A 12,254-nucleotide genomic window follows, 5' to 3' on the forward strand; every position below is an offset into this window, starting at 1 on the left:
CCTCACTTCAGCACCACCCGGGGGTCGGCCCACTGGTAGAGCAGGTCGGTCAGCAGGTTGATCAACATCGTCAGCACCGCGAGATAGATCGTGACGGCCTGGATCACCGGGTAGTCGCTGCGATTCACGGCGAGCAGCACCTCCCGCCCCAGGCCCGGGATGGAGAAGAACACTTCGATCAGGAAGGAGCCGACGAAAACCCCCGGCAGGCCGGCGCCGATGTTGGTCAGGATCGGGATCATCGCGTTGCGCAGCACGTGGCGCAGCAGCACGGCGCGCTCGCTCAGACCCTTGGCCCGCGCGGTGCGCACGTAGTCGTGACCGATCTCGTCGAGGAAAAAGCTGCGGTACAGCCGGGTCTGGGGTGCCAGCGACACCACCACGGCCAGCAGCACCGGCAGCGGGGCATAGGTGAGCAGATTGGTCGCCACGCTGTCGGTCCAGCCCTGCACCGGGAACCAGCCGAGCTTGAAGGCGAACAGCCACTGCCCCACGATGACATAGACCAGGAAGGAGATCGACAGCGCGACGGTGGTCAGCACCATGATGGCCCGGTCCGTCAGGCTGCCGCGCACGGCCGCCACGGCCAGCGCCAGCGGGGTGGCGAGCAACACCTCCAGCACCAGGATGGGCAGCATCACCGTCAGCGTGGCCGGCAGGCGGCTCGCGAACAGCGAGGACACGGCCTCGTTGGTGGCCCAGCTGCGGCCCCAGTCGAAACTGGCCGCCTGGCGCACGAAGATCCACAGCTGCTCCAGCAACGGGCGGTCCAGGCCCAGCTGCTGGCGGATCGCCGCGATCTGCTCGGGCCGCGCCGCCAGGCCGGCCAGGATCTCGGCCGGGTCGCCGCCGAAAAACTTGAACAGGAAAAACACCAGCAGCACGACCCCCGCCAGGGTGGGGATCATCTGCCAAAGGCGCCGCAAGACATACGCCGTCATACCGACTTCGCTCCTCGTACTCCGAGATGAAGCCCTGGGAGTCTATTCCACCCGATCGCCGGCGCGCCAGCCGACGACGTAGACTCTGCGGCGGACAACGTTCCGGAGAGACGTGCATGGGTGAACGAATCCGTTTTGAGGGCGGCCTGCGGCGGCGGGTCTGCCTGTTTGTGGTGGCGCTGGCGGCGCTCGGCGCCGCGGTGCCGGGAGCGCAAGCCGCGCCATCCCAGCCAGCGGCGGCCGCCGCGCCCAAGGTGCTGCGCTATGTGTTCGGGGTGGCCGAGACCGGCTTCGACCCGGCCCAGGTCTCCGACACCTACTCCCGCGCGGTGACCGGCCACATCTTCGACGCGCCGTTGACCTACGACTACCTGGCGCGTCCGGCCAAGCTGCGTCCCAACACCGCCGCCTCGCTGCCGGAGATTTCGGCCGACTTCCGGACCTTCACCTTCCGCATCCGCCCCGGCATCTATTTCGCCGACGACCCGGCCTTCAAGGGCCGGCGGCGCGAGCTGACCGCCGAGGACTACGTGTACTCGATCAAGCGCATCTACGACCCGCGCTGGAAGAGCCCCAGCCTCTACGCGCTGGAAGGGTCCAAGCTGGTGGGCATGAACGAGCTGCGCGAGCAGGTCGTCAAGGAGAACAAGCCCTTCCCTTACGACACCGAGGTCGAGGGCCTGAAGGCGCTGGACCGCTACACCTTCCGCATCCAGCTGGTCGACCCGTCGCCGCGCTTCCATCTGGCGCTGACCGACTCCAGCATCCTGGGCGCGGTGGCGCGCGAGGTGGTGGAGGCCTACGGCGACAACATCATGGCCCACCCGGTCGGTACCGGGCCCTTCCGCCTGGTGGAATGGCGGCGCTCCTCGCGCATGGTGCTGGAGCGCAACCCCAACTTCCGCGACGAGGTCTTCGACGGCGAGCCGCCCCCGGACGACACCCGCGGCCAGGAGATCCTGGCCCGGCTCAAGGGGCGCAAGCTGCCCATGCTCGACCGGGTCGAGATCTCCGTGATCACCGAGTCGCAGCCGCTCTGGCTGGCCTTCCTGAACGCGGAGGTCGACCTGACGGGGGTGCCGCTGGAGTTCGCCAACATCGCGGCGCCCAATGGCGAGCTCGCGGCCAACCTGGCCAGGCGGGGCATCCGCATGGAGCGCCGCGCCGCCTCCGACGTCACGCTCAGCTACTTCCAGATGGAGCACCCGGTGGTGGGCGGCTACACGCCCGAGAAGGTGGCGCTGCGGCGCGCCATCGCGCTGGCCTTCAACACCGAGGAGGAGATCCGGGTCGCACGGCGCGGGCAGGCGACCGTGGCGCAGTCCATCATCCCGCCCTTGACCTACGGCTACGACCCCGACTTCCGCAGCGAGAACAGCGAATTCAGCCGCCCGCGCGCCAAGGCCCTGCTCGACATGTACGGCTATGTCGACAAGAACGGCGACGGCTGGCGCGACCTGCCCGACGGCCGTCCGCTGGTGCTGGAGATGGGCACCGGCAGCGACCTGCTGGCGCGCGAGTTCAACGAGCTGTGGAAAAAGAACATGGACGCCATCGGCGTGCGCATCGTCTTCAAGGTGGCCCAGTGGCCCGAGCAGCTCAAGATGTCGCGCGCCGGCAAGCTGATGATGTGGAGCGTGGGCTTCAGCGCGACGGTGCCCGACGGCGAGGATTTCCTCGCCAGCGGCTACGGTCCCAACAAGGGCTCGGGCAACCATGCCCGCTTCGACCTGCCGGCCTTCAACCGGCTCTTCGAGCAGCAGATGGTGCTGCCCGACGGCGAGCAGCGCCTGGCCCTGATGGACCAGGCCAAGAAGTTGCTCATCGCCTACATGCCCTACAAGGTGCACGTGCACCGCATCGCCACCGACCTGGCCCATCCCTGGGTGATCGGTTACCGCCGCCACCCCTTCATGCGCGAGTTCTGGCGCTATATCGACGTGGACATGGAGCGCCGCGCGCAGCCGTGAGCCCGGGCGCCGCCCGCCGCGCCGGAGGGACGCCCTGGCAGCAGGTCACCGGCGGATTGGGAATAATGCGGGTACCACCACTCGCTTTCCGCCGTGACCTCCCCCCTCCGGGCCGCCGCGCCCAGCTTCTCCTCGCTGCAGTTCCGCCGGGCGCTCGGCATGTTCGCCACCGGCGTCACCGTGGTGACGGCGCGCGACGTGCAGGGCGGCCTGATAGGGCTGACCGCCAACTCCTTCAATTCGGTCTCGCTCGATCCGCCGCTGGTGCTGTGGAGCCTGTCGCAGCGCGCCGGCTCGATGGCCGTGTTTTCGGCCGGCACCCACTACGCGATCAACATCCTGGCGTCCGACCAGATGGCGCTGGCCGAGCGTTTCGCGGCCAAGAACGTCGACCGCTTCGCCGGCGTCTCCTTTTCGGAGGGGGTGGCCGGTGCGCCGGTGCTGGCCGGGGCGGCCGCGGTGTTCGAGTGTTTCAACCGCAGCCGCTACGAGGAGGGCGACCACGTCATCTTCGTCGGCGAGGTCGAGCACTGCAGCCGCCGCGACGACGCCACGCCGCTGATCTACCACGGCGGGCGCTATTTCACCGAGCTGCCGCTGTAGCGGCGCGCCGCGCGTGTAGGCGCTGTCCGACTTGAAGCGCGGCCCCCCTGCCGCCACTTGCGGCGCTGATGCCCGCAACGAGGACGGACCATGCTGATCGCCTGCTGCCATTGCCAGACCCCAAACCGCGTGCCGGCCGAGCGCCTGCGCGACGACCCGGTGTGCGGGCGCTGCAAGCAAGGCTTGCTGCCCGACGCCCCGGTCACCGTGAGCGATGCCAGCTTCGACGCCGTGGTCGGCCGGACCGAGCTGCCGGTGCTGGTCGACGTCTGGGCCCCCTGGTGTGGCCCCTGCCGGGCGATGGCGCCGCAGTTCGAGCAGGCCGCGCGCGAGCTGAAGGGGCAGGCCCTGCTCGCCAAGCTCAACAGCGACGACAACCCGCGCATCGCGGCGCGCCTCGGGATACGCAGCATCCCCACCCTGCTGCTTTTCGAGGGCGGCCAGGAGCGTCGCCGCAGCAGCGGCACCCTGCCGGCGCAGGAACTGGTGCGTTGGGTGAGGGGCTGAGCGCAGGGGCGGCACGGGTTCCATGCTGAAGACGCGCTGAATGGCACGGGGTCGAAAGTCGCAAGGCCGCGCGAGCGCGGCATCCGCCGCGGAGGGGACGCCTGCAAGTGCGCCGTGCCCCGGGCAGAATCGCGCGGATGACCGAACGCCGTACCCACCTCGACAGCCGCGCCGTCGCGCTTCTGCTGGTCTGCTGTGTCCTCTGGGGCCTGCAGCAGATCGTTGCCAAATCCACCCTGCCCCTGATGCCCCCGATCACCCAGGCGGCCCTGCGCTCCGCCATCGCCGCCCTGCTCGTGTGGGGCTGGGCCGCCAGCCGCGGCACGCCGCTGTGGCGGCGCGACGGCACCTTGCCCGGCGGCCTGCTCGCGGGTCTGCTGTTTGCGGCCGAGTTCGTCTGCATCTACGTCGGGTTGGGCTACACCGACGCCTCCCGGCTGGTGGTGCTGGTCTACCTGGCGCCCTTCGTGGTGGCGGCCGGCATGCCCTTCATCACGCACGCCGAGCGGCTTTCGCCGGCGCAGGTGGGCGGGCTGGTGCTGGGCTTCGCCGCCGTCGTGCTGGCCTTCAGCGAGGGGCTGAGCGGCGCCTCGGCCGAGGGCCAACGCTGGATCGGCGATCTGTTGTCGGTGCTGGGGGCGCTGCTGTGGGGCGCCACGACGCTGACCATACGCGCCACCCGCCTGAGCGTGGCGCCGCCGGAGAAGACCTTGTTCTACCAGCTGGCCGTGTCGGCCGTCGCCTTGGCGGCGGTGGCCTGGGTGCGCGGCGAGCCCTGGCCGGCCCAGACCGGGCCGGCGCTCTGGGCCTCGATGTTCTTCCAGTCGGTGGTGGTGGCCTTCGCCAGCTATCTCGGCTGGTTCTGGCTGGTGCGCCACTACCCGGCGACCCGGCTGTCGTCCTTCACCTTCCTGACGCCCTTGTTCGGCCTGCTGTTCGGCTGGCTGCTGCTGGAGGAGGCGATCACGCCCCAGCTGCTGCTGGCGCTCGGCGGCGTGGCCTCGGGGATCTGGCTGGTCAACCGGCAGCGGCCTTGAGGCAGGCGGCGCGCGCCGGCCGCGGGCGCCTCCCTAGAATGCCGGCATGACCGAGACCGCCACCGACCCTGCCCTGCGTGCTCCGGCGACCCCCGTCTACAAGCGCAAGCTGTTCTGGGTCGCGCTGCTCTACTTCTCCGAGGGGCTGCCGCTCGGCATCTTCTACGACATCTTCCCGGTCTACTTCCGCCAGCAGGGTGTGGAGCTGGCCGACATCGGGCTGCTGAGCCTGCTCGGGCTGGCCTGGACCGTCAAGTTCCTGTGGGCGCCCGCCATCGACTGGACGCGCAACCACCGCTGGTGGATCGCGGCGGCCAACTTCGGCATGGCGCTGGTGATGTGGCTGTTCGCCGGCAGCCTCGGTTTCGGCCCCTGGGTGTGGGTCGCGATCGGCCTGTTCACGATGCTCTCGGCCACCAACGACATCGCCACCGACGGCTACACCATCGAGCTGCTGGACAAACACGAATACGGCCTCGCCAACGGCTTTCGCATCGGCTTCTACCGTGTCGGCATGTTGACGGCCGGCGCGGTGCTGATGGTCTCCGGCTGGTTCGGCTGGAGTCCCGCCTATGTGCTGGGCGGCAGCGTGTTCCTGCTCAACGGCCTCGCGGTGCTGGCGGCGCCGCGCGAGGCGGTGCGCGAGCGGCCCGAGGGCGGCGGCGTCGGGCGCGAGCTGCGGCTCCTGAAGGAGCAGCCCCTGTGGCTGCTTGCGCTGGCGCTGGTGCTGATCGGTCTGCTGTGGCCGGCGCTGCCGCCGCTGGCCCAGGCCTTCGGCTGGAACGGGCTGCTGGAGGTGGGCAAGGCCTGGTGGTTCCGCGGCGCGATCCCGGTGTCGCTGATGTTTCTGGGTGCCGGGCTGATGGTGAAGGCCGCGCAGGGCCCGCGCGCCTCGCTGATGCGCGAAGGCCCGGTGTTCGGCGCCTGGGTCGGGCTGCTGGCGCGCCGCGGCATGCTGGCGATGCTGGCGTTCGTCCTGCTGTTCAAGCTGGGCGACGCGGCGATGGGTTTCATGGTCAAGCCCTTCTGGGTCGACGCGGGCTTCTCCAACCAGCAGATCGGCCTGGTCAGCGTGATGGTCGGGCTGGTGCTGTCGATCGCCGGGGGCCTGCTGGGGGGCTGGTATGTCGACCGTGTCGGCATCTTCCGTGGGCTGTGGGTGCTGGGGCTGTGGCAGGCCGCCTCCAACCTCGGCTACGCGCTGGCCGCCTGGCAGGTGGACCGCATGGCGGCCCAGGGGCTGGGGCCGAGCGCGAGCCTGGCGGGCGAGTTCTCGGCCTGGTGGCAGGCGGCCGGTGCCGTTGGCCCGGCCGGCTGGCTGGAACAAGGCGGTGCCTTGCTCGCGCTGGCAGGCAGATCGCTGAGCTCGTTCAACGCAGCCGATCTGTCGGTGTACGGGGCCAGCGCGCTCGAAAGCTTCACGGCCGGGCTGGGCACGGGCGCCTTCCTTGCCTTCCTGATGGCGCTGACCCAGCGGGCCCGGGCCACGACGGAATATGCGATCCTCTCGTCGATCTTCGCCTTCTCGCGTGCAGTGGCAGGCTGGGCCGGCGGCATCGGAGCGCAGGAGATGGGCTTTGCCGCCTACTTCTTCCTGACCTTCTGGCTGTCCTTTCCGGCTTACCTGCTGTTGCCGCAGGTGCGACGCATGTTGGAACAACAAGACAGTCAGGAGGTCTGATCCGCCATGAAATTCGAAGCCATGCACCACTGCGCGCTGTGCGCCGGGTGGGCCGCGCTGAACCACGGCGCCGCTGCAGCGGGCCCCGCGCGTCCGGGCCGGCGCCTCTTCACCGGCGCGCTGCTCGCCGCCGGTGCGAGCGCTGCGCTGCCGGCGCTGGCCCAGGAGGGGGTGGACGTCGGCAAGCAGTCGTCCTTCTCCAAGCTGGTGCCGGCCGAGCAGGTCGAGGCCGCGGCGTCCCAGCAGTACGCCGAGATGATGCAGCAGGCCCGCGCGCAAAAGGCGCTCGGGCCCGACAACCACCCGCAGGTGGTGCGCCTGCGCGAGATCGCCAAGCGGCTGATCCCGCTGACCGACGAGTGGAATCCGCGCGCCAAGCAGTGGAAGTGGGAAGTCAACCTGATCGGCTCCAAGCAGATCAATGCCTTCTGCATGCCGGGCGGCAAGATCGCCTTCTACAGCGGGATCCTGCAGCAGCTCAAGCTCAGCGACGACGAGGTGGCGCAGATCATGGGCCACGAGATCGCCCACGCGCTGCGCGAGCACGCGCGTGAGCGCATGGGCAAGACGGCGGCCACGCGCATCGGCGCCGGGCTGCTGAGCAGCATCCTGGGCCTGGGCAACACCGGCGACACCCTGCTCAACATGGGCGGGCAGCTGCTGACGCTGAAGTTCAGCCGCGAGGACGAGTCCGAGAGCGACCTGGTCGGCATGGACATCGCGGCGCGCGCCGGCTACAACCCGCGCGCGGGTGTCACCTTGTGGCAGAAGATGATGGAGGCCAGCAAGGGCGCCCCGCCGCAGTTCCTGTCCACCCACCCGGCCGGCAGCACCCGCATCCGCGACATCGAGCGCAACCTGCCGCGCGTGCTGCCGCTCTACGAGCGCGCGGAGAAGCCGCCGCGGCGCTTCGACGTGGCTTCCTGAGGACCGCCGCGGCCCCGGCCCCCGTCCGCCAGGATGAAAAACAGCCCGCGGATGCGGGCTGTTGTTTTGCGGAGGAACGGGCCGCACCTCGCCGGCCGGTCCTGTGTTCAGCTCGGGTCGGGGATCCCGAGCACGCCGCGCAGCGCCTCCCAGGCAACGCCGTTGAGACGCACGCTATGGCGTCGCTCCGACGTGTCATTGCTGCCCAGGTACGCGGCGCCGCCGCGCGCGACGAAGATGCGGATGAAGCTGGCGTTGGTCAGCTCGGCCGGCTGGGCCGCGAAGCGCAGCACCTGCGCATCCCCGCGCGTGTCGATGCTGTAGGTGGTCTCCAGCAGCTGCGCCGAGCAGTTCACCGTCGACAAGGTGCTTGCGCTCTGGTTGCAGCGGTAGAAACGTGCGCGCTGCGTGCTGCTGTCGAAGGCCACGCGGATGCGGATCTGCGTGGTGTACTCCGGGGCCGGCGGCGTTGCCAGGTTGTAGCTGTACACCCCCTGGGTGTTCAAGCCGCTCACCCCGGCCCCGTCGAAGTCGCCGCGGTAGGCGCCGCTGACCTGCGCCAGGTTTTCGGCATAGGGCCAGTTGTTGAAGGGCACCGTGGCGGCGTCCGCCGGCGGCACGCGCAGGCGGTTCGGCTCCAGCGTGTCGTAGCCGTCCGCCTTGGCCACGACCCAGTTGGTGTGGTAGCTGAGCGTCGAGCCGGGCGGGAAGACGGTGGTCGCCAGCGCCGGGAAAGCGCTCACCGAGGGTCCCCAGCCGACGTAGGCGAAGCTGCCGTCGCGGCCCGGGTAGAGCTGGATCTCCCGCACGATGTCGGCCAGGGTGCGGCCGGCGATGCCTACGCGTACCGGTGCGCTCGCGTTCTCGACCAGCGCCTTGCAGTAGATGGATTCGCGCACCGGCTCGGCCTTGAAGCGCACCGTCTCCCCGGTCTGCGGGCAGTCGTACCACTCGGTGCCGGTCCAGAACCAGCGGCGCGCCGGCACGACCTGGGTGCCGTTGAGCAGCTGGATGCGCTGCTCGGACATCACCTTGTAGCCGTCGCTCCGGGTGACGTCGTCGGTGCTCAGAAGCCGCACGAAGTAGTTGTTGGCGTCGGTGTACTGCAAGCGACGCAGCACCACGTCGGGCTGCAGTGCCGGCGGGGCGCTGGGCAGGCTGTGGGCGGGGATGCCGAGTTGCTCGCGCAGCGCCGCCCAGGCGACGTCGTTGAGGCGTTGCTGGTAGCTCACGCCGACGGCATCCCGGAAGCCATAGAAGACCGTGCCGTCACGCTCCACGAACTGACGGTAGATGCCGCGCTTGGCCGGGATCTCGCTCGGCTGGGCCGCGAAGCGCAGCACCTTGGCGTCGCCCTGTTCGGCCACCGTGTAGGTGGTGTCCAGGAGCGGCTCGCAGCCGGCCGTGTTGCCGGTGCTCGCCTCGACCTTGCACGTGAAGAAGCGGGCCTTGGAGCCGGCGGCATCGAAGCCGACACGAAGGCGCACTTCGGTCGTAAAGCCAGGGCTGGCCGTCGGGAGAAAGTAGTTGGCCACTTGCAGGGTGGTGCGCCCGCTCACCGCCGCGCCGCCGAAGTCGGCCGGGTAGCGGCTGATCATCTGCTCCAGGCTGGCGGCGAACATCCAGTCGCTGAAGGCCGGTGCCGCTCCGCCGGCCGGGGGCACGCGCACCTTGTCGGCCAGCGCGATGGCGTCGGGCGACGCGATGCGGGTCACCTGCCGGTACGCCAGCTGGGCGCCTTGCGGGAACACGGCCTCGCCCAGCAGTTCAGGCTGCGGTCCCCAGTTGGCATAGGACGTCAGGCCGTCCATGAAGGGGTAGGCGCGGATCTCGCGCACCACGTCGGCCATCTTGCGGCCGCCGATGTCCACCGCGCTGCTCTTGCTGCTGTCCTTGTAGCCGCGGCAATAGGCCGAGGTGCTGCCGGAGGCGGTGCTGTTGGTGGCCGCGATCACGTGGTAGCCGTTGGAGGGGCAGGCATACCACTGCGAGCCGTCCCAATAGGCCTGGTTGCGCTGGAAGGGGATGGCCTGGCCGTTGCGCACGCTGTGGCGGATCTCGTGCACATACCGGACGCCGTCCGCGTCCGTCGCGCCGTCACTGCTGTCGAACACCCGGTAGTCGTAGTTTTCCGCGTTGGCATAGAAGAAGCTGCGCAGCGTGACCGAAGGCAGCGGCGCCGTCGAGGGCTCGTCGGGCTGGGCTTGCTCGGTCTTCACCGCGGCGTCGGCCTGGGCTGCCGCGGTGTCGGCGGTCAGTTGCTGCTGCTCGAGCACGGCCTGCGAGACTTCGGCTGCCACCGCGGCCGCCGTGCTGCCCGTGGCCGCATCCGCCAGCACGGGCAGTTGCGTGAGGTGGTTGTGCAGGGTGACCGAGACCAGTGCCCGGGTCTGCTCCGCGTCCAGCTCGGCGTCCTGGGCCACCAGCGTGATGGCCTTGCTCACCGTGAACACCACCTTGGCGAGCTGGGCCGACTCGGCATCGCCGCTGGCGACGAAGTTGGCGAGCGGCGAGGCGGCGAGGCCCAGCTGCTCCTGCACCAGGGCGGCCGCGGCTGCCACGTCCTGCTCTGGGTCGTCCTCGACGATGTCCTGCACCAGCGTCGTGAGCGGGCTGATGAACACGGTGCTGCTGCCGCTGGCCGGCGCCTTCAGCGTCAGGGCCACGCCGACCGGCTGGCCGTCGTCCTGGTCCACCGCGGTGGCCGGTACCTGTGCAATGACGGCGTGCTTGCCCGCCTCGCCGGCGGGCACCTGCAGCTGGTACTGGCCGTTGACGTCGGTGCTGTCCGAGGTGGGCTCGCCGGCATCGCAGGCGCCGTTGTCGTCGAGGTCGTAGCAGACCGTCGCGCCCTGCAGCGGGCCGTCGGCCACCACGCCGGACAGGGCGACCGTCTGCGCCGTGCCGCCTCCGTCATCGCCGCCGCCTCCGCCACCGCCGCAGGCCTGCAGCAGTGCCAGGCTGGCCGCGAGGGCCGGCCATGCATAACGACGGGTCCGTCTTGTTTGTCTCATCGCGCTCTCTCCGTTGGGTGGTCCGTCGACCGGAGAGACGCTGCACAGAGGCACAGGAAAGCCCCTCGGGCGCTCCATGAAGGGCGTCCGAGGGGCTTCCCAGCGACTCGCTGTGCTTGACCTGTGGTGGTCCTCTCCGACCTCTTATGCGACCAATGTAACCAGATCTGTTCCGCTCGAGAGAACGATCGCAAGGCGCCAAGCGTGAAATTGTTCCGCAGGGCGAGGTCGTCGCGCCGGCCGCGCCATCGATCCGTCAGGTGCCACGCACATAGGGATTGGTCTTGCGCTCCTCGCCGAAGCTGCTCTCGGGCCCATGCCCGGGGATGAAGACCACGTCATTGCCCATGGGCCAGAGGCGCTGCGCGATGGCGTCGAGCAGGTCCTGGTGGTTGCCGCCGGGAAAGTCCGTGCGGCCGATGCTGCCGGCGAACAGCACGTCGCCGACGAAGGCGCGGCGCGCCTCCGGCGAGAAGAACACCACGTGGCCGGGCGTGTGGCCCGGGCAGTGGCGGACCTGCAGCGTGCAGCGGCCGATGCTCACTCTGTCGCCGTCGTGCAGCCAGCGTGTCGGGGTGAAGGTCTCGCTCGCAGGGAAGCCGAACATCGCGCTCTGCTGCGGCAGAGCGTCGATCCAGAACTGGTCGCCCGGGTGCGGTCCGACGATCGGCAGGCCGTGCTCGCGCGCCAGTTGCGCAGTGCCGCCGGCGTGGTCGATGTGGGCGTGGGTGAGCCAGATCTGCTCCAGGGCCAGGCCGAGGCGCTGCACCTCGGCGAGCAGGCGCGGCAGGTCGCCGCCGGGGTCGATGACGGCGGCACGCCGGGTCTCGTCGCACCAGACGATGGAGCAGTTCTGCTGGAAGGCGGTGACGGGGACGGTGTGGTAGCGCAACATGGGTCGGGTGGCGAGGGGGTCGAAGATCGCCTGGAAGGTGCTGGAAGGGCACGCAGGGCGGGCCTCTGCAGGACGGGGGGGCTCCCCAAGAAAAAAGCCCGGCGGCGAACCGTCGGGCTTTTGAGAGAGGGTCTCGAGGACTTACTTCAACTGGGCGCTGATCAGCTTGGTCATCTCGAACATCGACACCTGGTCCTTCTTGAAGAGTTCCTTCAGCTTGGCGTCGGCGTTGATCATGCGCTTGTTCTCTGCGTCTTGCAGCTTGTTCTTCTTGATGTAGTCCCAGACCTTCTTGGTCACTTCGGTGCGCGGCAGCGGCTTGTCGCCGATCACGGCGGCCAGCACGGGGCTGGGCGTCATGGCCTTCATGAAGGCGGCGTTGGGCGTGCGCTTGGTCTTCGGCTTGGCGGCCTTGGCAGCCGCCTTCTTCGCCGGAGCGGCCTTCTTCGCGGCGACCTTCTTGGCCGGAGCGGCCTTTTTCGCCGGAGCCGCCTTCTTCGCGGGGGCTGCCTTCTTCGCAGGTGCGGCCTTCTTGGCCGGGGCTGCCTTCTTCGCCGGAGCGACCTTCTTGGCCGGGGCCTTCTTCGCTGCCGCCTTTTTGGCGGGAGCTTTCTTCGCAGTTGCCATGTCGAATTTCTCCATCAAATAAACGGTTGATGTGCCGGGCCCGGGGCAAGGG

10 protein-coding genes are annotated in these 12,254 nt (G+C 69.5%); 6 read left to right on the plus strand and 4 right to left on the minus strand.

All coding sequences use genetic code 11. The features are described from left to right. Nucleotides 1–2: 2 nt before the first annotated feature. Nucleotides 3–941, minus strand: coding sequence for an ABC transporter permease (locus tag OOT46_RS11665; RefSeq protein WP_265403770.1), 939 nt, complete (start codon nucleotides 939–941; stop codon nucleotides 3–5). A 116-nt stretch (nucleotides 942–1,057) separates the two neighbouring features. Here OOT46_RS11665 and OOT46_RS11670 point away from each other — a divergent pair, with 116 nt between their 5' ends. The 6 genes from OOT46_RS11670 to OOT46_RS11695 all read left to right on the plus strand — a co-directional run bounded on the left by OOT46_RS11670 (nucleotide 1,058) and on the right by OOT46_RS11695 (nucleotide 7,666). Continuing rightward, nucleotides 1,058–2,911, plus strand: a complete 1,854-nt coding sequence (locus tag OOT46_RS11670; protein WP_265403771.1) for an ABC transporter substrate-binding protein — start codon at nucleotides 1,058–1,060, stop codon at nucleotides 2,909–2,911. Nucleotides 2,912–3,004: 93 nt separating this feature from the next. After that, a complete protein-coding gene (locus tag OOT46_RS11675) occupies nucleotides 3,005–3,514 on the plus strand; it encodes a flavin reductase family protein (RefSeq protein ID WP_265403772.1) in 510 nt (169 codons plus the stop codon). A 90-nt stretch (nucleotides 3,515–3,604) separates the two neighbouring features. Then, complete coding sequence (gene trxC / locus OOT46_RS11680) at nucleotides 3,605–4,021, plus strand: thioredoxin TrxC (protein ID WP_265403773.1); 417 nt, start codon at nucleotides 3,605–3,607, stop codon at nucleotides 4,019–4,021. 137 nt (nucleotides 4,022–4,158) lie between these two features. Further along, nucleotides 4,159–5,058, plus strand: coding sequence for a DMT family transporter (locus OOT46_RS11685; RefSeq protein WP_265403774.1), 900 nt, complete (start codon nucleotides 4,159–4,161; stop codon nucleotides 5,056–5,058). 46 nt (nucleotides 5,059–5,104) lie between these two features. Next, nucleotides 5,105–6,739 (plus strand): MFS transporter, encoded by a 1,635-nt coding sequence (locus tag OOT46_RS11690; RefSeq protein ID WP_265403775.1) that lies wholly within the window; start codon nucleotides 5,105–5,107, stop codon nucleotides 6,737–6,739. A 21-nt stretch (nucleotides 6,740–6,760) separates the two neighbouring features. Next, on the plus strand, nucleotides 6,761–7,666 hold the full coding sequence (locus OOT46_RS11695) for a M48 family metallopeptidase (protein WP_416136180.1): 906 nt from the start codon (nucleotides 6,761–6,763) through the stop codon (nucleotides 7,664–7,666). Nucleotides 7,667–7,773: 107 nt separating this feature from the next. Here the strand turns inward: OOT46_RS11695 and OOT46_RS11700 are convergent, their stop codons facing one another. The 3 genes from OOT46_RS11700 to OOT46_RS11710 form a co-directional block, all read right to left on the minus strand. Further along, nucleotides 7,774–10,680, minus strand: a complete 2,907-nt coding sequence (locus tag OOT46_RS11700) for a hypothetical protein (protein ID WP_265403777.1) — start codon at nucleotides 10,678–10,680, stop codon at nucleotides 7,774–7,776. 256 nt (nucleotides 10,681–10,936) lie between these two features. Then, on the minus strand, nucleotides 10,937–11,575 hold the full coding sequence (locus tag OOT46_RS11705) for an MBL fold metallo-hydrolase (RefSeq protein ID WP_265403778.1): 639 nt from the start codon (nucleotides 11,573–11,575) through the stop codon (nucleotides 10,937–10,939). 141 nt (nucleotides 11,576–11,716) lie between these two features. Continuing rightward, complete coding sequence (locus OOT46_RS11710; RefSeq protein WP_265403779.1) at nucleotides 11,717–12,202, minus strand: SWIB/MDM2 domain-containing protein; 486 nt, start codon at nucleotides 12,200–12,202, stop codon at nucleotides 11,717–11,719. Nucleotides 12,203–12,254: the final 52 nt, after the last annotated feature.

This window comes from Aquabacterium sp. A7-Y (assembly GCF_026153205.1).
In the GTDB taxonomy this organism is placed as follows: domain Bacteria; phylum Pseudomonadota; class Gammaproteobacteria; order Burkholderiales; family Burkholderiaceae_C; genus Caldimonas.